The sequence below is a fragment of the Faecalibacterium sp. An192 genome, assembly GCF_002160175.1.
GTDB lineage: Bacteria > Bacillota > Clostridia > Oscillospirales > Ruminococcaceae > Faecalibacterium.
On the sequence record NZ_NFKB01000013.1, the window covers coordinates 40,090 to 61,609 of the forward strand.

Consider the following 21,520-nt stretch of genomic DNA (forward strand, 5'->3'; position numbering starts at 1 on the left):
CATGAAAACCTATCTTGGAATCGATATTGGAGGCACGGCGGTCAAGCTGGGCCTGGTGACCGAGGACGGCCAGGTACTGAAACGGGCCGAAACCAGCGTCAGCTTTGACAATTACCAGACCCCCATTCTGGACACGGTGCGGAAAGCTGCCGCCCAGATGCTGGCGGAATGCCGCGCCGAAGGGTATGAGCCGGCGGGCGTGGGTGTTTCGGCCACCGGTCAGATTGACAGCAGCCAGGGTGTGGTGGCAGGCACCTGCGGGAGCCTGCCCGGCTGGCCCGGCGCCCCCATCCGGGCGGCGCTGGAGGCCGATCTGGGCCTGCCGGTGACGGTGGCCAACGATGCCAACTGCATGATCCTGGGTGAGGCCTGGGTGGGTGCGGCCAAGGGCTGCACCGACGTGCTGGGCGTCACCATCGGCACCGGGTTGGGCGGCGGCGTCATCACCGGCGGCCGCCTGCTGGAAGGTGCCCGGGGCCTGGGCGGCGAACTGGGCCATATGCGGATTCATGCGGCCCACGGCGAACCCTGCACCTGCGGCGCAGTGGGCTGTTGGGAGCGCCACGCTTCCACCTCGGCCCTGGTGCGCCGGGCGGTGAAGATGGACCCGGCCCTGGACAGCGGCCGCGCTATCTTTGCGGCGGCACAGCAGGGAAATGCTGCAGTGCAGCAGCTGCTGGACGACTGGATTGGCGAGATTGCCGAGGGCCTGGCCGGCCTGGTGCATCTGTTCAACCCCCAGCTGATTTTGATTGGCGGCGGCGTCAGCAGCCAGCAGGAACTCCTGATCGAGCCTCTGGCCCGGCAGGTAAAGGCGCGGGTGATGCCCGCCTTTGCCCAGGGCCTGGAGATCCGTCCGGCGGCTCTGGCCAACGACGCAGGCCTGGTGGGCGCCGTCCGCTATTTCCTGGACAGCAAACACTGAATCTCTATCCTTTATAAAACAGGGCGTGCCCCAACCGGTTTTCCGGCGGGCGCGCCCTTTTATTGTGCCGTGGTGCAAACAGCAAACGCCCGGGGCGCGCAGTTGCAGGGGAATGAAACTTTGTTTCAAAAAGAACGCCGTTCCTTCTGCCTGCCGGGGGAGGGCGTGAAACAGACTGAAAGTCTGAATGTTGCTCAAATCAAGCGCTGTTTGGTATAATATTCCCAGAACAAGGGAGCGATCCGGAGCGCATCCCTTCCGCCAACCGAGATGTGAAGGGAGTTTCATATGAGTAAAAATTACAAGCAGATCGCCCAGGACGTCGTGGCCGGCGTCGGCGGCGCAGAAAACATCAAGAATCTCTATCACTGCCAGACCCGCCTTCGCTTTACCCTTGCGGACGAATCCAAAGCGGACAAGGACGGCCTGGAAAAGCTGGACGCCGTCAAAAAGGTGATTCTGAACGGCGGTGTCTATCAGGTGGTCATCGGCACCGACGTGGCCGAAGTGTTCGACGCCATCCAGCCGCTGCTGCCCAACCAGCCCGCTGCCCAGGCGGACACGGCCCCCGCCCAGAAAAAGAGCGCCTTTGAACGGGTGATCGACTTTGTGGCGGGGGTGTTCCAGCCCATCATCCCGGCCCTGTCCGGCGCCGGCATGCTGAAAGCCCTGCTGGCTCTTCTGGTGGTCTTTAAGCTGGTGGATTCCACCAGCCAGACCTACGCCATCTTCAATTTCTTTGCCGACGCGGTCTTTTACTTCCTGCCCATTCTGCTGGCCTTTACCGAGGCCCAGAAGCTCAAGTGCAACCCGATTCTGGCCGCCGCTGTGGCCGGCATCATGATGCACCCCAACTGGGGTGCCATGGTGGCGGCAGGGGAGCCGGTGCGGTTCTTTGACCTGATTCCCTTCCACCTGGTGAGCTACACCGGCACCGTCATCCCCATCATTCTGGTGGTGTTTGTGCAGGCCTATGTGGAAAAGGCCCTCAACCGGATCATTCCCAAGTCGGTCAACCTGGTCTTTGTCCCCATGCTCACCTTCCTGGTGATGGGCACCCTGGCCCTGGCGGTTCTGGGCCCCATCGGCAGCGTGGTGGGCGAGTATCTGGCCCTGGTCTTTAACTTCCTGGCCGAAAACGCCAGCTGGGCCCCTGCCGTCCTGATCGGCGGCCTGCTGCCCCTGATGGTCATGTTTGGCCTCCACAACGGCGTCGCCCCGCTGGGCGTCATGCAGATGGCGGAGCTGGGCTACGACAGCATCTTTGGACCCGGCTGCGTCTGCTCCAACATTGCCCAGGGTGTGGCGGCTCTGGTGGTCAGTGTGCGCACCAAAAACACCAAGGAGCGCCAGGTGGCCACGTCCGGCGGCATCACCGCCCTGATGGGCATTACCGAGCCGGTGCTTTACGGCGTCAACCTGCCCAAAAAGTACCCCCTGATCGCCGCTATGATCGGCGGCGCCTGCGGCGGCCTCTACGCCGGTCTGACCCACACCCACCGCTTCGCCACCGGTTCCTCCGGTCTGCCCGCCATTCTGCTGTACATCGGCGACGATACCATGATGTATTTCTACAACATCATCATTGCCCTGGTGATCACTGCGGTGGTCACGGCGATTGTCACCTATATCCTGTCCCTGAAATTTGAAAAGACGGAGGAAAACTGAGATGGCAAACCGATTCCCGGATGGATTCCTCTGGGGCGGCGCCACCGCCGCCAACCAGTGCGAGGGCGGCTACGATGCCGATGGCCGGGGTCCCAGCATCATTGACCTGGTGCCCTGGGGACCGGACCGCGCCGCCGTCTCCAGGGGACTGCTGGACCCCCGCACCCTGCCGGCCGGACAGTATTACCCCAGCCATGAGGCCATCGACTTTTATCACCACTGGAAAGAGGACATCGCCCTCTTTGCAGAAATGGGCTTCAAATGCTACCGTTTTTCCATCAGCTGGACCCGCCTTTTCCCCACCGGGGAGGAGGCCGAGCCCAACCCCGCCGGCCTGGCCTTCTACGACAAAGTGGTGGATGAGCTGCGGAAGTACGACATCGAACCCCTCATCACCATCTGTCACTTTGAGCTGCCGGTGCACCTGCTGAACCAGTACGGCGGCTGGCGCAGCCGCAAGACCATCGACGCCTTTGTCCGGTATGCCGAAGTGCTGTTCCGGCACTTCAAGGGCCGGGTGAAATACTGGATCACCTTCAACGAGATCAATATGCTGATGCACCTGCCCTTTGGAGGCGCAGGGGTCTGCTTTGGGCCGGGGGAGGACCCCGACCGGGTCAAATACCAGGTGGCCCACCATGAACTGGTGGCCAGCGCCCGGGCGGTGAAGCTGGGCCACGCCATCGACCCTGAGGCCAGGATCGGCTGCATGCTGGCCGGCGGCACGTACTATCCCTGGAGCTGCGACCCTGAGGACGTGCTGGCCGCCATCCAGCAGGACCACGTCAACTACTTTTTCAGCGACGTGCAGGTCCGGGGCCGGTACGCCCCCTACGCCCTCAAGAAAATGGAGCGCCTGGGCGTGACGCCCCGGATGGAGCCGGGGGATCTGGAAACCCTGGCGGCGGGAACGGTGGATTTTGTCTCCTTCAGCTATTATTCCAGCCGGTGCACCGCGGCCGACCTGTCCAGGACAGGGGCCGCCGTCACCACCAACGCCGCCACCACCCTCCGCAATCCCCATCTGCAGTCCAGCGAATGGGGCTGGCAGATCGACCCCACCGGCCTGCGGATTGTCCTGAACAACCTCTACGACCGCTACCAGAAACCGCTGTTCATCGTGGAAAACGGTCTGGGCGCTCGGGATACCCTGGAGCCGGACGGCACCGTTCAGGACGACTATCGGATCGACTACCTGCGCCGCCATATCCAGGCCATGGAGAAGGCGGTGAATGAGGACGGCGTCGAGCTGCTAGGTTATACCAGCTGGGGCTGCATTGACCTGGTGTCCGCCTCCACCGGCGAGATGAGCAAGCGATATGGCTTTATCTACGTGGACATGGACGACGCAGGCCGCGGCACCAAGCGCCGCATCCCCAAAAAGAGCTTCTATTGGTACAAGCAGGTGATTGCCACCAACGGGGCTGACCTGGGAGAAGCCTGAGAAAAACCAATCGACAAGACCGCCCGGACCTGATACAATAGGCGTATCGGAACGGGCGGTCTTTCTGCCAGGAGGTGTTGTGTGTGAATCTGATCCAGCGGGTGGAGGAGGCAGCCGTCCTCTATGGCGGCGGCACCCGGAAGAACATCGGCGAGTTTATCTTAAAGGAGAAGTCCCATCTCTACCGCTATTCCATCCAGGAGATCGCGGACGCCACCTATACCTCCAAGGCGGCCCTGGTCCGCTTTGCCAAGGAGTTGGGGTTTTCGGGCTGGCGGGCCTTTCTCAAGGCCTTTGTGGAGGAACAAAAATACCAGGAATCCCACTACACCGACATCGACCCCAACTTTCCCTTTACCGCCCAGTCGAGCCGCCAGGATATCATCAACCAGATCTGCTCTTTGCAGGTGGAAAGCGTCCTGGACACAGCCGACCTGCTGGATCATGCCCCGCTGGACGAAGCGGTGGACCTGTTGAAGCGTTCCCGGCGGATCGGCCTGTTCGGCATCAGTCCCAACAGCCTGCTGGGGGAGTTGTTTTCCCGCAAAATGCTGAGCATCGGCCGGGTGGTGGATATCCCGGTCCAGGGAACCTTTGGCCTGCTGGCCAGCTCGCTGGGGGAGGATGACTGCGCCATCATCATTTCCTATTCGGGCAACAGCGGTGTCCGGGAGACAGGGGCCATCCTGCCCATCTTGCAGGGGACTGGGGTACCGATCATCGCCATCACCAGCGCGGGGGAAAACCTGCTGCGCAGCGCGGCCCGGTATACCTTCAGCATCTCCTCCCGGGAGCGGCTGTACAGCAAGATTTCCACCTTTGCCACTGAAAACTCGATTCTCTATATTTTGAATGTCCTGTTTTCCTGCTATTTTGCCCGGGATTACGAGGCCAATCTGGACCGGAAACTGCATACCAGCCAGCTGCTGGAGCAGGAGCGGCGGACCACCATTCCGGCCCTGCTGGAACAGAAAAAAGAACCGGAACACGGGTGACGGTCTGCCGCCGTCCCGTCCAAAACAAAGCGCGGAAGAACCGGCTGCCCTTGGATGCAGCGCGATTCTTCCGCGTTTTTGATTCAAAAGGGGACAGCCCGCCTGGCCCGGGATAAGTCTCATTCCTGCGCGTATTCCAGCATCAGAGCCAGGACGATTTTGAGACCGGTGGGCAGACTGTCCAGGTTTACCCATTCCTGGCGGGTGTGGGGCAGCCCGCCGTCCACGGTGCCGATGGTGTTGGCCGGGATGCCCAGAGAAAGGGGAACGTTGCTGTCGGTGGAGTTGGGGGTGTGGACCGGCTCCCGCCCGGTGAAAGTGCGGATGATCTCGTCGCTCTGCCGGGTGAACCGGGCCAGAGCCTCATGGTCCAGGGGCCCGTTGCCGGGACGCACCCCCAGCAATTCCACCTCGAAGTCGCCGCCGCGGCCCTCCCAGTGGGCAACCGCCTGACGGAACTTCTGCTCCATCTGGTCCAGACAGCTCTGGTCGGTGGAGCGGAACTCGTACAGCATGGAGGCCTCCTGTGCAATGGAGTTCACGGTGGTGCCGCCCTCGATGCGGCCCACGTTGAAGGTGGTTTTGGCCTGGGCAGGGGGATGAATCTGGTACAGTTCTCCCACCAGGCCGCACAGCAGCTGAATGGCACTGGGCCGCCCGAAATCGACGTAGGAATGCCCACCCTGGGTTTTGCAGGTGATGCGGTAGCGATAGGAACCCACGGCTGTGTCACAGCACAAAGGCATGTAGAGGTCAAAGGAATAGAACGCCCGAATCCGGTCGCCGTAGGCGGCGAACAGGGCTTTGGTGCCGTCCAGATTGCCCAGCCCTTCCTCGCAGGCGTTGGCTACAATCAGAACGCCCTGGCGCAGCTGCACCTGATGTTGGATCAGATACCGGGCGGCCAGCAGGAGATTGACCAGGTTGGCGGTGTCGTCCCCGATGCCGGGGGCAAAGAGTTTGCCGCCCTCCTCCTGCATGGGCAGGGGGTCCAGGTCAGGGAAAACAATGTCGGTGTGGGCGGCAAAGACCACAAAGGCGGTGCAGTCTCTGGGGCCCAGACGGCAGATGACGTTTTTGGCCGAATCGATGGTGACATTCTGTGTGCCCTGGGCCAGCAGCCAGTCCCGGCAGAAGGCGGTGCGGCGGTCCTCCCGGCGGGAGGGGGCAGGAATCCGGCCCAGAGTGCGCAGCAGGTCGGCCTGTTCCTGACGGCAGGCCTGGGCATAGGCTTCGATTTGGGTTTGACGGGCAGGGGTCATAGTGGGTTCCTCCATCTTGGGTCGGTGTGTTCAGGTTCATTATACCGGTCGGGGCGCCATCCTGCAAGAACAGAAAAAGCCAGTTCCCATGCCCGGGGACGGAACGCAGGATGGACGATGCAGAAAAGCAATGGTATAATAACTGCAAGAGCAGTTATTTGACCTGGTAGTGCATGCTTCGCATGGATTGGTTTTTGTCCGCCCCGGCGGACACGGGATGACGGGCGCAGATTTTGGGCAAAAGGTGCGGACAAAAGGAGGAACACAAGATGAAAAAAGCCGCGGCTGTTTTGGGGTCGGCTGTGCTGTATGCCGGCGCACTGCTAGCGAGTTTTCTGATCGCAGCAGGGAACGATATGAGGTGGTTCCTCTATGGGTTTCCTGCGGCGGCAGCGGCCTATTTTGTTCTGGCGGGGAATCTGTTTTCCCGGCGGCTGCAGCTGAACTGCTGGCACTTGTGGCTGGGAATGAACCTGCTGGGCGGACTGGCGGGCTGGGGACTGCTGATGGCCTGTTTCCCGGTTTTGCTCTCCAATGGTTTTATCCTGGTTTTTCTGGTTCCGCTGACTATGGTTCTGGCGGTGGTGTGGGCCGTTGTAGGAGTGGGATTCCTCTGCGTGAAGCTGTTCCGGCGCCGCAGCGCCGCCCTTAAAGAGAAAGGGAAAGTGCCCGCAGCTCGCCCGGAGCGGGCAGCTGCCTGGATGGAGAAGGCGAAAAACCTTGGGAGAGTGGTCAGCATTCCGCTGCTGATTCTGGCGGCCGCCAGCCTCTATGTCGGAGCCCGGGATTATGGTTCCATCCGCCCGGCGGACAGCTATGTGGATGAAGGGGTGCATACCTTTGTGCCCTACGATATCCTCCCCGTCTCGGTGAAAAACAACGCCACCGGGCGGTATGGGCGGACCCATCCCACCAAAATTGTTTACATGGTTTACTATAAGACCACTGACGGCTCCGGCTACCGGTGGCAGGTGGAGGGCAGTACAGCCCGGACGCTGGCAGAGCAGAAATATGAGGAGGGACCGGTGGAGCGGCGGGTCCTGTCCATCCCGGAGGAGGACGCCTACATCACGGTGGAAGCCGATCAGACCGCAGAGAGCTACACCGCCGGCCTGCAGCGGAAATATACCCTCATCATGGGACTGTCGATGGCGTATCTGGCGGTGTATGCGGGGGCCTGGATTGTCATTTGGCGGAAAAGGGAGATGGAGCAGGCCGAATAAACCGCTTTCTGCCCCGGCATCAAGTCAAAATCAAAAGAAAAACGGTCGGGACAGATTTCTGGTCCCGGCCGTTTGATGTTGTAGAGCAGAGGAGAAAACGCACCGTGTTCTCCGGCTTGTCCGCCGGAAAACTCAGAGCGCGGTGCGGGCGGTCCGGACCAGATACTGCATGGCCTCCACCGGGCAGCGGCCTGCTGCGGTTTCGCCGGTGAGCATCAGGCTGGACGCCCCGTCCAGAACGGCGTTGTAGATGTCGCAGACCTCGGCGCGGGTGGGCACCGCCCGGGCGCACATGCTGTCCAGCAGCTGGGTCACCACCATGAAGGGGACTCCGGCCTGGCGGCAGGCAGCGGCCAGCTGCTTTTGACAGGCGGGCAGCTCCCAGAGGGGCATGGCGTTGCCCAGATCTCCGCGGGCAATCACGATGTGGTCGGCCAGGGGCAGCAGCTCGGGCAGCGCCTGGACGCCGGCCATGTTTTCAATTTTGGCAAAGATGCGGATTTTTTCGCCGCCGGCCTGGTTCAAAGCCTGGCGCAGGGTGCGCAGATCCTCGGCGCCGCGGACAAAGGGCAGCATCACCCCCGTCACCCCGCAGGAGACAGCCATGTCCAGATTCTGGAGGTCCTCGGCGGTGAGGGTGGGGGAGTGGATTTCCAAACCCGGCGCGGCAATGCTCTTGCGGCTTTCCAGCAGCCCGCCCCGCAGGACGGTACAGTGCAGAGTGCCGCCGGATACGGCGTCCACCCGGGCCAGCAGCCGGCCATCGTCCAGCAGAAGTTCCTGGCCCGGCCCGGCCGCCTCCACCAGAGCGGCGGGACAGGGAATTCCCTGCGCCCCCAGCAGAAGGGGACCGTCCGCCTTCAAAAAGACCGGCTCGGTCAGGCGGCCGATTCGCAGCTCAGGGCCCTGGAGATCAATCAGCAGCTCGGGGATGCCTGCCCGGTGAATCAGTTCCAGCCAGTCGGCGTGCTCGGCCAGAGAGCCGTGGGAGAGGTTCATCCGAATGCCGGTCATGCCGGCTTCGACCATATTCTGCAGGGTGTCGGAATCGGCGCAGGCCGGGCCGATGGTGCCGTAATATTCCAAAGAAAATCCCTCTTTTCGATTGGTTGATGATGGATGCGTTGGGTCTGTACCGCCCGCAGACGGTCCGGGCCGGAGTGAATCCGGACAAGGACGTTTTGGGCGGGGTTTCGCTTAAATTTCATTATAGCCCAGAAGGCAGCAGACTGCAAGGGCGGGGGAAGGGGACGGCTGCAAATTTGTGCGCACGGTTCAGAAAAGCGAGTCTCCGGTATCGTGAAAAAACCATCCGCCGGCCGGTGTGAGCCGGGCCCGGCATCACCGCCTGCGAGGCGCCGGTGGAGGGGGCTCTGGACGAGTGGTTCACACCCCCGGAGCGGCGATACAGAACATACAGAACTGAACCGTATTGTTTTATCCGGGCGGGGCAGAGGGGCCGGTGATGGTGGTTCGGGTCAAAAAGCATGGCGCTGTGGGAATTTGGGCGGATATTGGCACGATGCCCCAACGCGAAAGGGCCGGCCGACGGATCCACCCCAAAACGCCGGGGGCAAAGAACGTCGCATTTTGGGGGTTGTCCGTCCGGGCCGGGATGATTATAATGGGTCTGCTGAAATACAAACCTGTGGTCAAAAGGAGGACGGCATGAAGGATCGGGTCAAAGTGCTCACCAAGCTGTTTGTTTCCACCCTCTACCTGAGCGCATTTACCTTTGGGGGCGGGTATGTCATCGTCACCCTGATGAAGAAAAAGTTTGTGGATGAATACCACTGGATCGAGGAAGATGAAATGCTGGATCTGGTGGCCATCGCCCAGTCGGCCCCGGGTCCCATTGCGGTGAATGGCGCCATTGTGGTGGGCTACAAGCTGGACGGTATGCTGGGAGCTCTGGTGGCCATTGTGGCCACCATCATCCCACCCTTTGTCATTATCGCGGCGGTGTCGGTCTTTTATGATCTGTTTCGCACCAATTTCATCATCGGCCAGATGCTGGAAGGAATGCAGGCCGGCGTGGGCGCGGTGATTGCCTCGGTGGTATGGGAGATGGGGGCCGACGTGGTCAAGAGCAAAAATACATCCTCCGTCCTGATTATGATGGCCGCTTTTGCCGCCACCTGTTTCTTTGAAGTGAATGTGGTGATTGTGGTTCTGGTCTGCGCCCTGCTGGGCGTGGTGCGGACGTTGCTCAGCCGGAAGGAGGGGTCCAAATGATTCTGCTGCAGCTGTTTTGGAGCTTTCTGCAAATCGGGGCCTTCAGCTTTGGCGGAGGATACGCCGCCGTTCCGCTGATTCAAAGCCAGATTGTGGACCAGCACGCCTGGCTGGCCATGTCGGAGTTCACCGACCTCATCACCATTTCCCAGATGACCCCCGGCCCCATCGCCATCAATGCGGCCACCTTTGTTGGCATCAAAATCGCCGGGATTCCCGGCGCGCTGGCAGCCACCTTTGGCTGCATTCTGCCTTCCTGCATCATCGTCACCCTGATTGCCCGGCTGTACCTCAAATATCGCAGTCTGGATCTGCTGCAGGGGGTGCTGGCCTCTCTGCGCCCGGCGGTGGTGGCCATGATTGCCGCCGCGGGAATTTCGATTCTGATTTCTGCCTTTTGGGGCTCGGGAGCGGTGATCCGTCTGGCGAGCACCAACTGGGTCTTGGTGGTTATCTTTGGCATCAGCGTTTTCCTGCTCCAAAAGGGCAAGATGAACGCCATTGCGGTTATGGTGTTGGCGGGCGTTTTGAAGCTGGCGGCGGCGCTGGTGGGATTTTAAGCCAGGCCGCTCGGGGCGCATCAGTCCCTGAAGGAGTCCCGGCAGGATTTTTCCATCCATGATCTGAGGGAGCTGAATCTCTATAAAAAGATCGCCCCTGCGCTGGACAACAAGGCGCAGGGGCGTTTGTTTTGCTGTATAAAAGGTCAAGGCTCCTCCACCGGGACACGGAGGATGCAATAGGACTGGCGGATGTGGTTCTGCAAAGTGTAGCTGACTATTTCCTTGAGGATGGTGCGGCCGGGAATCAGGTTCAGACGGCGGATGTGCTCCAGAGCCCGGGCGTACTGCTGATTGTGCTCCTCCTGGGCCGTTTCGCGGTGGACCGGATAGGAAAGATACTGCTCAAAAACCCGGCCGGCGGGCAGCAGGACGGCGGGGGGCTCGGGCATAAGCCCCGCGGCCTCGACTTTGTCCGCCGGGATCGAGAATCCCCACTCGGGCTGCCAGTGATTTTGCTGGTCCAGCGTGACCCGCTGAGCCGAATGCACCACCGGCATGGCCTCCACCCAGCGGTCCAGCTGGGTGTATGTGCCGGCGTCGCTGACGAATTGCTGTTCCAGGGTGTGGGGCAGAAACCATACAGGCGGCACGGTGCGGATCTGCCATTCCCCGGCCTGGCATAACCTGAGGTCTGCCCTCATGTTTTGGAGGGCTTCCAGGATCAGCTGCTTTTGCTTCAGCTCGTCGGTCAGGGCCTGCTGGTGGATCTGGAGCATCTGCTCCAGGTCAGCGGCGGTGCTGTCGGTGACGATCTTGTGACTTTCCTTCACAGAGAAACCCATGTTTTTCATCCGCTTGCACTCCAGAATGACGCTGGCGTCCCACAAATTGTAAAAGCGGTAGTGGTTTTCCTGGGTGTCGGGCTTTAAGATGCCGGTTTCTTCATAATATTTCAGGAAGTGGGGCGACACACCCATCCGTTTGGCGAATTCGCCGATCCGGTATTTGGGAGAATGTGACTCAGAATGCATGTTTTCCTCCTGACTGCGCGCAAAAGGTGACAAGGCTCTTGACCTGCGGGTTGCTGTTAAGTGTACAATAATGGGCGAATGGATGGTTAAGGAAGTAACAAACCGTCCGGGCCTGGATCACAGGCCGAACAGGAAACACGAAAAAACGAAGGAGCAACAACTATGGAAAAGATTTCCCGCAAGGGCTTTCTGCGGGCGACGGCTGCCGCCGCCATGAGCGCAGCCACCGTCGGCGCTCTGGCCGCCTGCACCAATGACAAGGGCACGGCCTCCTCTGCCGCCGGCAATGCCGGCATCTACACCCCCGGCACCTACTCGGCCACCGAGACCGGCACCAGCGCCGTGACGGTGACCATGACCTTCAGCGACAGCGCCATCACCGAGGTAAAGGTGGATACCTCCAAGGAGACCATCCAGCTGGCGGTGGATTCGGCCGAGCAGTTCCAGGAGGCCCTGATGGCCGCCCAGAGCTCCGAGATCGACACCGTCTCGGGCGCCACCATCACCTCCAACGCCGTCAAGAAGGCGGCCGCCAGCTGCATCGAGCAGGCCATGGGCCTGGCCACCGAGGAAGAGGAAACGCCGGTGGTGGACGACGGCACTCCCGCCTGGCTGGGCCATGAGCCGGAGATCGCCGACAGCGACATCGTCGAGACCCTGGACACCGAGGTCCTGGTGGTGGGCGGCGGCACCGGCGGCCTGTTCGCGGCCTGCAGCGCAGGGGAGAACGGCGCCAAGACCCTGGTCATCGACAAGCTGACCTCGGGCGGCGTCCGGGACGACCTGGGCGCCATCGACAGCCGCTACCAGAAGGAATGGGGCACCAAGATCGACAAGTTTGATTACATCACCGAGATGACCAAGATTGCAGCGGGCCGCCTGGACCAGCGCCTGGTCAAGCTGTGGGCCGAGGAGTCGGGCGAGGCCATCGACTGGTACGGCGACCGTCTGGCCGAGCGCGGCGTCGAGCTGTGGCATGAGGCCGGCGGCGACGACGAGGGTTCCCGGTACGTTCACTTTGCCACCGGCCACTCGCCCCGCTGGGCCGGCAGCGACGACGGCGAGGGCAATGAGCTGGACGGCGCCAAAGTCCTGACCGACTACGCCAAGACCCTGGGCGTGGAATTCCGCTACAACACCCCCATGGTCAAGCTGACCAAGGAGGATGGCCGGGTCACCGGCGTCATCGCCCAGAATGAGGACGGGGACTACGTCCGCATCAACGCATCCAAGGGCGTCATCGTCTGCACCGGCGGCTACTCCATGAACTATGAGATGATGGATGCCCTGCAGCCCCAGAACCTGGCCATTGTGGGCCGCAACGGTTCCATTCCCGGCTGCACCGGCGACGGCATCAAGGCCTGCATCTGGGCCGGCGGCAAGTTCGACGAGACCCACAGCATGATGATGTTTGACCGTGCAGCTCTCAAGCCGGACGCTGTGCCCGGCCGCGCCCAGACCGAGGGCGGCGAGAGCGGCTTCTTCTGGATGGGCAGCCAGCCCTTCCTGAAGGTCAACTCCAAGGGTGAGCGGTTCTTCAACGAGTCGGGCACCTATGAGGGCATCCTCCACGCCGACGAGTTCAACGAGGATCACTGCCATTATACCATTTTTGACTCCGACTGGACAACCTATATCCAGTCCTTCAAGACCCACGGCTGCAGCCGTATGTTTGCCTTCCCCAACGGCGCAGACCCCAATATGACCTATCAGGTGGTGGAAGGGATGCTGCCCGGCCTGATCGAGGACGGCTTCCTGTTCAAGTGTGACACCATCGCCGAGCTGGCCGAGAAGCTGGGCCTGCCCGCCGATACCCTGGAAGCCACCGTGGAGCGCTACAATGAGCTGTACGACAAGGGCGTGGACGAGGACTTCGGCAAGGAGTCCTTCCGCCTGAGCGCCGTCCGCAGGGCTCCCTTCTACGGCGCAAAGAACACCGGCTACATCCTCTGCACCATGGACGGCATCCAGATCGACCAGAACATGAACGCTGTGGATACCAACAACCAGCCCATTCCCGGCCTGTACGTGGTGGGCAATGACTCGGGCGCCTACTTCTCGGGCACCTATCCCAACCTGTCCACCGGCGCTGCCTGCGGCCGCACCGTGACCTTTGGCCGCCGGGCAGGCCGGATCGCCGCCACCAGCGGCATCTGATCCGCCCCGCCGGTCCCGGACTGAATTTTTGCAGAGAAACCTTCTTTCATAAAACCGCACAGCACGGAAATGAGCCTTTTGCACGGGCTGGTTTCCGTGTTGTTTTTATGGGGCAAAGTCTGCTATAATAGGGTCGATACAGGATAAGGGAGGCTGGAAGATGGCAGATCATATTGAGATACGGGGCGCGCGGGTCCACAACCTGAAAAACATCGACCTGGACATTCCTCTGGGCAAGCTGGTGGGGATTGCGGGGGTGTCCGGCTCGGGCAAATCCTCGCTGGCGCTGGGGATTTTGTATGCGGAGGGATCCCGCCGCTATCTGGAAGCCCTGTCGGCCTATACCCGGCGGAGACTGGTCCAGGCGGCGGAGGCCAACATCGATTCCATTGAATCCATCCCGGCGGCGCTGGCCCTCCATCAGCGGCCCGCGGTGCCGGGCATCCGGAGTACCTTCGGCACATCCACCGAGCTGCTCAACCCGCTGCGGCTGATGTTCTCCCGCCTGGGAAGCCATTGCTGCCCAAACGGCCATCGGGTGCCGCCCTCTCTGAATGTGGCGGCGGGCCGGCCGCTGGTCTGCCCGGTGTGCGGGGTGTCCTTTGACGGTCCCAGCGCCGAGAGTTTTTCCTTCAACAGCGAGGGCGCCTGCAAGCGGTGCGGGGGAACCGGCGTGGTGCGTACGGTGGATGAGTCCACCCTGGTGCCGGACGAATCCCTCACCATCGATGAGGGGGCGGTGGCTCCCTGGAATTCCCTCATGTGGTCCCTGATGACCGACGTCTGCCGGGAGATGGGGGTCCGCACCGACGTGCCTTTCTCCCAGCTGACTGCGCAGGAGCGGGAGATTGTGTTTCACGGCCCGGCGGAGAAAAAACACATCTTCTACCGGCCCAAGAACGGCGCATCGGCGGGGGAGTTGGACTTCACCTATTTCAACGCGGTCTATACGGTGGAAAACGCCCTGGCCAAGGTGAAGGATGACAAGGGCATGAAGCGGGTGGAGCGGTTTCTGAAACAGTCCGACTGTCCCGACTGCGGCGGGACCCGGCTGAGCGAACAGGCCCGGTCCAGCCTGCTCTGCGGCAAAAATTTGGCCGAGGTCACCGCCATGACTCTGGACGAGCTGATCCCCTGGGTGGAGGCAGTGCCGGCGGCCATGCCCCAGTCCATGCAGGAGATGGCGGGGAGCATCTGCCGCCAGTTCCTCCACACCGCCCAGCGGCTGATGGAGCTGGGGCTGGGGTATCTGTCCCTGGACCGGGCGGGCGCCACCCTGTCCACCGGCGAGCGGCAGCGGGTCCAGCTGGCCCGTGCGGTGCGCAACCGCACCACCGGGGTGCTGTATGTGCTGGATGAGCCCTCCATCGGCCTGCACCCCTCCAATGTGGACGGGCTGCTGGGGGTGGTGAAGGACCTGATCGACCACGGAAACTCGGTGGTTCTGGTGGACCACGACGTCCGGGTCCTGAAAGCCGCCGACTGGGTCATTGAAATGGGCCCCGGCGCCGGGGAATACGGCGGCCGGGTGCTGGCCCAGGGAACTGTGGAGCAGGTGGGAAGCACGCCGGGGTCCCTGATTGCCGGTTTTCTGAACGGGCAGGAGAAATCCACGGCCCGGGTGCGGGCATCTGCGGAAGAAATGTTCGATCAGGGGCATATCCGGCTGTCCACCCGTCCCCTTCACACCGTCCAGGCGCTGGACCTGGACCTGCCCAAAGGGCGGCTGATTGCGGTGACGGGGGTGTCCGGCTCGGGTAAGACCACCCTGATTCTGGAGAGCCTGATCCCCGCCCTGAAAGCAAAGATTGCCGGCCAGCCTCTGCCCGGTCATGTGGAAGCCGTAGAGGCCCCCGGTGTCCAACGGATTGACCTCATCGACGCCACCCCCATCGGGGTGAATGTGCGGTCCACCGTGGCCACCTACAGCGGGGTGCTGGATGATCTGCGCCGTCTGTTTGCCGCCGCGCCCGAGGCAAAGGCCAGAGGGTACAAGGCTGGGGATTTCTCCTACAACACCGGCTCCCTCCGGTGCCCCGGCTGCGACGGCACCGGCCAGATCACCATGGACGTCCAGTTTTTGCCGGATGTGGAAATCGTCTGTCCCGACTGCGGCGGCCGCCGCTACGGAAAAGCCGCCTCTGCGGTCCGCTGCCGTCCCAAGAAGGCGGCCGGGGACGACCCCGGCGTCTCTTTGCCCGAATTGATGGGAATGACGGTGAAGCAGGCCCTGGAACGACTGGCGGGCCACAAAAAGGTGACGGACAAGCTGCAGGTGCTGGACGATCTGGGCCTGGGCTACCTGACCCTGGGAGAAGCGACGCCGGCCCTGTCGGGCGGCGAAGCCCAGCGGCTCAAGCTGGCCGCCGAGATGGGCAAAGCCCAGGGCGACGCCGTGTTTGTCTTTGATGAACCCACCATCGGCCTGCATCCCCTGGATGTGCGGGTGCTGCTGGGGGTGTTCCAGCGGCTGATTGAGGCGGGGGCCACGGTGGTTGTCATTGAACACGACCTGGATATGATTTTGAACGCCGACTACGTGGTGGATATGGGCCCCGGCGGCGGAAAGGCCGGCGGGCGGATTGTGGCTGCCGGCACACCCGAACAGGTGGCCCAAAACCCGGCCAGCCGCACCGGTCAGTATCTGAAAGACTGCCTCCGTCTGGAAAACGCATAAGAAAAAGCTGCCCGATGCAGGTCACCGGGCAGCTTTTTTGTCTGAAAGTGTTACGGCTGGGCTTCACCCGACAGCAGTGCGCCCATCCGGGCCATGTCCATGGCGGGCATCACAAAATCGGCGTCGGGCAGGGGCTCCTTGGGGGAAATATTGGGGCGAACGTACAGGGTGGCCAGCCCCGCGGCTTTGGCCCCTGCAATGTCGCAGGCGGCGTCGTTGCCGGTCATGATGGAGCGGACAGGGTCCAGATGGTGCTCTTTCAGCGGCAGCTCAAAGAAACGGAGATCGGGCTTTTTGCATCCGCAGGACGAGGAGAGATACACCGCGTCAAAGACCTTGTCCAGCCCCAGGGCCCGCATCTCGTAGGCGGTAAAGATGGCCTGGGCGTTGGACAGCAGGTAGAGCTTGGCGCCCCTTTCCCGCAGCATCCGGAGCATCTCCAGGGTTCCGTCGTACAGACGGAGGTACTCGGTGGTCATGGCGCGGAAGAACTGGCCGGCATGAACGGCCAGGTCTTTGCTGACGTTGGCGCCCTTTTCGATGAAAAGCGCCAGAAAAACCTCCTCGATCTCGATTTCGGGGAAGGCTTCGTGGCTGTCCCGGCGCAGGCCGCGGCAGTTGGCGGTCCGCTCTTGGGTCAGACGGTTGTAGGCGGCCCGCAGCTCATCGGGGGTGTAAACCGCGCCGTAATAGCTGTAGAACCGGGCCAGGGCCGCCCAGGCCTCGGGCTTGTCCTCGTCGGTGTGGATGTCCACCAGGGTTCCGTACAGGTCAAAAATGTAATTTTCATAGGGAAGCGCGCGCATACAATCAATAACCTCCTGCACCTCAAGATTCACACATCGAAAAAATGGTAGCACACCGCCCGGAAAATATCAATTTGAGGAGCCGGAAAGGGCGGCATCCTGTGCGATTTCCTGCGCCCAGCAATCCCACCGGCTCTGGATCACCTGGGCCATGGCCTGGTAGTAGGCCTCGTCGTAGGGGACAAAGAGATAGGCCTCGTTCTGGAATTCTTCCGACACATAGCGCTCGGGGCCGAAATAATCCAGGGCGTGGGCGTCGATGTCCTCGGGATAGCTGGGGTCCTCGCCGGCGTAATAGAACGCGCTGAAGGCCGCCCCCTCGGGGCTGAAGAAATTCAACAGCAGCTGCCCGGCCAGCTTGTCCCGGATGAAGCCGCGCAGGTCGGTGTGGGCGGGGTCCTCCCGGAGGCGGTGGATGACGGCGGCGTAGTCCTCGGCGAAAACGGTGGACATCAAGCCGTGTTCGATGCACCAGCGCAGGTAGATGGCCATGTGATTGAATACGGCGGTTTCATCCACCAAAAGGGCCTTTTCGTGAATGCTTTCCAGGTGCATCTGGGCGTCGTCCAGGACCGGATGATCCCAGGCGGGAGGATCGACGGTGGTGGCGTCGGGCCGGGCGGGGTCCACCACAAAGCTGACCCAGTCCATCCGGTTCAGCAGGGTGTCGGCGTCGTGGGCCAGCTTGTAGTTCAGTTCACTGCGGTAGAGGGGAATCACCTGGTAGAAATTCACCGTTTCGCCGCCGGGCAGAGTGCACCGTTCCTGACCGTCCTCCAGCTGGGGCGGGGCGACCAGAATGGCGGCGCACAGGTCGGTGCCGGGGGCGAAGGGCTCCTGATTGTCGGTGGTGTGGCCCCAGCCCAGCCAGGTGTCCTCCGAGATTGGCAGCCGGGCCAGGGATTTCAGCAGCCGCACCGGCCAGTACCACCGCTCCTCCCGGAGGGAGGCGGGGTCCAGTTTCCACTCCGGGGGCAGGCAGATGGCCAGCTCGGCCCGTTCCAGATGATAGGCGGCCAGCTCCCGGGGAATGTTCATCCGGTAGGCGCCCATCCCCATGGTGACCAGGGTCCAGTAGGGCCGGTCCTCGGTGGGGGGCACCATGCACAGGTCGATGTGAATGTCGGGGGACTCGGCCTCGTGGAGTACGTTTTCAAAGGCGCCGAAGCTGGCGGCGATGTGGTTCTCCACCGCCCGCATCTGTTCCTCGGTGTAGCAGAGGGGGGCGGTGTCCGGCTCGCTGTCCTTTTCGCTGTCGGGGCGGGCGGTCAGGTTGCCGTCGTTGTCCAGCCACACCTGGAAATAGGGAGCGTCCTTGCGGTTGGTCTTGTAAATCAGGCTCACCTGCCGTCCCAGACTGAACAGAACCCGCTGCAGGGTGCCGGTCTCGTCCAGGGAAGCCTGCCGGGTCAGCCAGCGGCCGCTGTCCAGACGCTGTTTCTGGGTCCGCAGCCATGCGGGGTCCAGCTTGGAGAGGGCGGCCTCGTTCATTGCAAACACCAGCTCCACCGGGTGGCCCTTGACCGGGTAATGGAAGCTGCAATAGGGCGCGTCCTTTTCGTAGTCGTCGGGATCAGGCCGGAAGATGGCGTGGAACTGGGCCAGACCCTTGGGGTTGGTGGTGATGCAGGAGATGGAGCGGAGCTTTTCGTCGGCTTCCGCGTCGGTGCCTTCCTGCAGAACGCCGTCGGCGCCGGGGTCGATCCAGTGATACTCCATCTGTTCCAGGCTGGCCCCGGCCTGGATTTCCTCCCGCAGGGTCAGGAATTCATAATCTCCGGGCACCCGCTCCAGGCCCTGGCGGACGGCTTCCAGCGCACCGGCTTTGTCACCGAAGTGGGCCCGCAGCTTGGCCGCCTGAAGCCAGGTCCAGGGATAGTCGGGCTCCTCCCGCAGGCCGGCCTCGGCGTACTGGCGGGCCTCCTCCAGGCGGCCGCAGTAGGTCAGGGCGCAGGAATAGCGGTAGTACCAGGTGCCGCAGCCGGCGGCGTTGACTTCAGAGGCGGGCATCCACTGGGCAGCCCGGTAATAGTATTCGTATTCGCCGATGTTGTTGCAGGCGTAGGCGTACCAGAGGGCAATCTGCAAATCCTGCTCCGCCTGCCGCTGGGTGAACCGTCCGGCCTCAATGCCGTCCTGGATGAAATCCTGCAGGTAGCCCAGCATCTTGTAAAAATAGCCGGTGGTGGCCTCGCAGCAGGCTTCCAGTGCCTGGATGTCCTGGCGGCTCAGGAGAGAGCCGGTCTCGGGGTCCAGGGCGGAGCCGTCATCCCGGGTAAACAGGCGGATGGTGGAGACGTTCCGCCGGAAGCTGTGGAAGTTGGCCCAGGCGGGGTTGCTGGACGCAAAGAAAGCTTTGGCGGCGTCCAGAACGGCGGGCAGATCCCAGGCCACAAAGTCCAGATACCCGCAGTGGATGCCCGCTGCGTCTCCGGTCAGGGTCAAGGCGTCGGGGCCGGCCTGCTCGGTCAGAGCTTCTTTCAGAGCGTCCCGGAACTCGAAAAACTGCCGGGTGCGCTCGTCGGGCTGGGCGCTGTCCAGAGGCCAGCAGAAAAAGCCGGCGGCGATGCCCTGACGGTGATAGTCGTCCATCGCGCGGTCGTCCTCTTCCAGATAGCCCATCAGGAGGGGCGGGCAGTTGGTGGAGCCGGCAATCACATCCATCCGCCAGTCGGCGTCGGGGTCCGGTTCAGGGTCAAAGTGATAGCTGCTGTAGCCTTCGATGCAGGTCTTGGGGTCGGCGGAGAGGTCCAGGCCCATCTCCCGCAGAGCGGCGGGCAGCTGGTCCAGAGAGACGGCTGCCCCATCCATGGGGGCGTCCACCACCTGGAAGGAGCCCACCAGCCGGATGCTGGCCACCTCGCCCAGAATCTGGTCGGTGAGGACCGAGAGCATCCACCAGGCGTGGTTTTCATCCTGCTGCAGCAGGGGCAGAAGTTTTTCGCAGTAGAGGGTCAGGCCCACGCTTGGGTCGCTGTCCTCGCCCAGCTGCTCCACCCAGACTTGAACCTCCGCCGGGGCAATCTCCCAGCCCTCCGAGACCATCACAAAGCCGGGTTCCGGCTGGCGGCCCGCCAGGATCTCCCACCGGTCCAAAACTTCGGCGGGCGCGTGGCGCTTGAAATAATCCACGGCGAACAGCCGGGGGCGGCTGCCCTCGGGGGTGAGCATCAACAAATGCTTTTCCTGGGTGCGGCCCAGGGCGAACGGGGTGTTTTCCAGAGCAGGGGAGAGAAGCTCCCCGCACAGGGCCACGGCCTGGCGGCTGCTTTCTTCGTCCCCGGCGTCCAGGAGACGGCGCAGCTGCTCCTCACCCTGGGCAAAGGTTTCCCAGGCGGCTGCCGTCCGCGCCCGGAAGGTTTTCTGGAAGCGGGGCAGCGCCAGACGGCTACGGCAGTCCTGCATGAAGCTCTGAATGTCCGCAGCTGTGTTGACGTCGGGGCTGTCGCCGGGGTGGAGCTCCAGGGCGCGGGTGAAATACCGCAGGGCCGGGCCCTCCTCGTCCAGATAATAGTAGGCGTAGCCCAGCCGGAAATTCCAGCTGTAGGTGTCCTGCAGCGCATCGGCATGCGCCTCCATCAGCCGGATGGCCCGGCGGAGCAGGGCCTGGCCTTCGGGGGTCTGGGGATCGGCCAGGTTGTTGCAGGCCCGGGCCAGCTCCATGTCGGTGGCGGCGGTCCGTTCCTCCGGGGGCAGGGCTTCGAGGGCATCGAAAATCTTCTGGTGTTGGTCATGGGTGTGCCAGATCTGGCATTGTTCCAGCAAAGTCATGGGGTGCCTCCTTGGTGTCCAATAGAAAAAAGCCCGCAGAAAGTCCGCCGCGGCCCGGCGGGGGCGCGGTGATCTGGGGCTTGAAGGGTACAGAAAATCAGTGCAGCGGTTTCAGGTTTGTGCATAGGAGTCCTCGTGGGTTGAAACTAAATCCGGGAATACCCTCATTGTAGCATAGATGACCCGAAACCGGAACGAGTTTGTTGTACTTTTTGCAGAAGAAATTGAACTTTTTCCATCTATTGTGCCCTTTGGGCCCGGAACGTTTTACATCCGGGGGAAAGTGTGGTATCTTTACGGGGAAAACGGCGGCGGGCTGCCGCCCCAACACTGCACAGCGGAGGTATGCGAGATGGAACACATGGCATGGAAAGGCCGGATCAAGCCCGGCTGCAAAGAGGAATACCAGCGCCGTCACCAGGAGATCTGGCCTGAGATGGTGGAGGTGCTGAAAGCGGCGGGCATCTGCAATTACAGCATCTTCTATGTGAACGATGAGCTGTTCGGCTATTATGAGTGCGAAAAGGGCGTGGCCTACGCCGAAAAGGTCCAGGCCGAGAGCCCGGTGGTGGACCGGTGGAACGAGTACATGAAGGATATTCTGGAGCTGGAGATGGACCCGGTCACCGGTGCCCAGCCCAAGCTGGAGCAGGTGTTCCGTCTGGACTGAGACGGCCCCGTCCCGCTCTGGGAAAGGTTTGTGAAACTGCACAGGGAGCGGGTTTGCGTATTGACAAACCGTCCAAAAACCGCTATATTTATTCTCAACTAAATGCGATGAGGGAGAGTGCGCGCTGCATCCACCCTTTCAGAGAGCCGGGCC

General features: G+C 62.2%; 15 protein-coding genes. 10 read left to right on the plus strand and 5 right to left on the minus strand.

Annotation, left to right across the window (positions count from 1 at the left end; genetic code table 11):
• Position 1: 1 nt before the first annotated feature.
• The 4 genes from B5F27_RS06095 to B5F27_RS06110 all read left to right on the plus strand — a co-directional run bounded on the left by B5F27_RS06095 (position 2) and on the right by B5F27_RS06110 (position 5,032).
• The gene (locus B5F27_RS06095) at positions 2–925 is read left to right on the plus strand and encodes an ROK family protein (protein WP_087365454.1); all 924 of its coding nucleotides are present in this window, start codon (positions 2–4) and stop codon (positions 923–925) included.
• A 288-nt stretch (positions 926–1,213) separates the two neighbouring features.
• The gene (locus B5F27_RS06100) at positions 1,214–2,593 is read left to right on the plus strand and encodes a PTS transporter subunit EIIC (protein WP_087365456.1); all 1,380 of its coding nucleotides are present in this window, start codon (positions 1,214–1,216) and stop codon (positions 2,591–2,593) included.
• Position 2,594: 1 nt separating this feature from the next.
• Complete coding sequence (locus B5F27_RS06105; RefSeq protein WP_087365459.1) at positions 2,595–4,037, plus strand: 6-phospho-beta-glucosidase; 1,443 nt, start codon at positions 2,595–2,597, stop codon at positions 4,035–4,037.
• Between the two features lie 83 nt (positions 4,038–4,120).
• Positions 4,121–5,032, plus strand: a complete 912-nt coding sequence (locus tag B5F27_RS06110) for a MurR/RpiR family transcriptional regulator (RefSeq protein ID WP_087365461.1) — start codon at positions 4,121–4,123, stop codon at positions 5,030–5,032.
• A gap of 119 nt (positions 5,033–5,151) precedes the next feature.
• Here the strand turns inward: B5F27_RS06110 and B5F27_RS06115 are convergent, their stop codons facing one another.
• Entirely contained in the window at positions 5,152–6,294 is a 1,143-nt protein-coding gene (locus B5F27_RS06115) for a M20/M25/M40 family metallo-hydrolase (RefSeq protein ID WP_087365464.1), read from the minus strand.
• 269 nt (positions 6,295–6,563) lie between these two features.
• On the opposite strand from B5F27_RS06115, the gene B5F27_RS06120 reads away from it, so the two are divergent.
• On the plus strand, positions 6,564–7,517 hold the full coding sequence (locus B5F27_RS06120; protein ID WP_087365467.1) for a hypothetical protein: 954 nt from the start codon (positions 6,564–6,566) through the stop codon (positions 7,515–7,517).
• 132 nt (positions 7,518–7,649) lie between these two features.
• Here B5F27_RS06120 and B5F27_RS06125 read toward each other — a convergent pair whose 3' ends face one another.
• Positions 7,650–8,603, minus strand: coding sequence for a pyruvate kinase (locus tag B5F27_RS06125; RefSeq protein ID WP_087365469.1), 954 nt, complete (start codon positions 8,601–8,603; stop codon positions 7,650–7,652).
• Positions 8,604–9,185: 582 nt separating this feature from the next.
• On the opposite strand from B5F27_RS06125, the gene B5F27_RS06135 reads away from it, so the two are divergent.
• A complete protein-coding gene (locus tag B5F27_RS06135) occupies positions 9,186–9,752 on the plus strand; it encodes a chromate transporter (protein ID WP_087365473.1) in 567 nt (188 codons plus the stop codon).
• The gene (locus B5F27_RS06140) at positions 9,749–10,312 is read left to right on the plus strand and encodes a chromate transporter (protein WP_087365475.1); all 564 of its coding nucleotides are present in this window, start codon (positions 9,749–9,751) and stop codon (positions 10,310–10,312) included. The genes B5F27_RS06135 and B5F27_RS06140 overlap by 4 nt, the downstream gene beginning before the upstream one ends.
• Before the next feature lie 146 nt (positions 10,313–10,458).
• Here the strand turns inward: B5F27_RS06140 and B5F27_RS06145 are convergent, their stop codons facing one another.
• Complete coding sequence (locus tag B5F27_RS06145; protein ID WP_087365476.1) at positions 10,459–11,286, minus strand: MerR family transcriptional regulator; 828 nt, start codon at positions 11,284–11,286, stop codon at positions 10,459–10,461.
• A gap of 162 nt (positions 11,287–11,448) precedes the next feature.
• Here B5F27_RS06145 and B5F27_RS06150 point away from each other — a divergent pair, with 162 nt between their 5' ends.
• Both B5F27_RS06150 and B5F27_RS06155 read left to right on the plus strand, forming a co-directional pair.
• The gene (locus B5F27_RS06150; RefSeq protein WP_087365478.1) at positions 11,449–13,443 is read left to right on the plus strand and encodes an FAD-dependent oxidoreductase; all 1,995 of its coding nucleotides are present in this window, start codon (positions 11,449–11,451) and stop codon (positions 13,441–13,443) included.
• Between the two features lie 160 nt (positions 13,444–13,603).
• On the plus strand, positions 13,604–16,120 hold the full coding sequence (locus B5F27_RS06155) for an excinuclease ABC subunit UvrA (protein ID WP_087365480.1): 2,517 nt from the start codon (positions 13,604–13,606) through the stop codon (positions 16,118–16,120).
• Between the two features lie 50 nt (positions 16,121–16,170).
• Here the strand turns inward: B5F27_RS06155 and B5F27_RS06160 are convergent, their stop codons facing one another.
• Together B5F27_RS06160 and B5F27_RS06170 are read right to left on the minus strand one after the other, a co-directional pair.
• Complete coding sequence (locus B5F27_RS06160; protein ID WP_087365482.1) at positions 16,171–16,926, minus strand: HAD family hydrolase; 756 nt, start codon at positions 16,924–16,926, stop codon at positions 16,171–16,173.
• A 69-nt stretch (positions 16,927–16,995) separates the two neighbouring features.
• Positions 16,996–20,697 carry a suppressor of fused domain protein gene (locus B5F27_RS06170; RefSeq protein WP_144066487.1) on the minus strand — a complete coding sequence of 1,234 codons (3,702 nt, stop codon included), beginning with the start codon at positions 20,695–20,697 and terminating at the stop codon, positions 16,996–16,998.
• A 352-nt stretch (positions 20,698–21,049) separates the two neighbouring features.
• On the opposite strand from B5F27_RS06170, the gene B5F27_RS06175 reads away from it, so the two are divergent.
• Positions 21,050–21,367: an L-rhamnose mutarotase gene (locus B5F27_RS06175; RefSeq protein ID WP_087365483.1), complete on the plus strand. Its 318-nt coding sequence runs from the start codon at positions 21,050–21,052 to the stop codon at positions 21,365–21,367.
• The last annotated feature ends 153 nt before the right edge of the window (positions 21,368–21,520 follow it).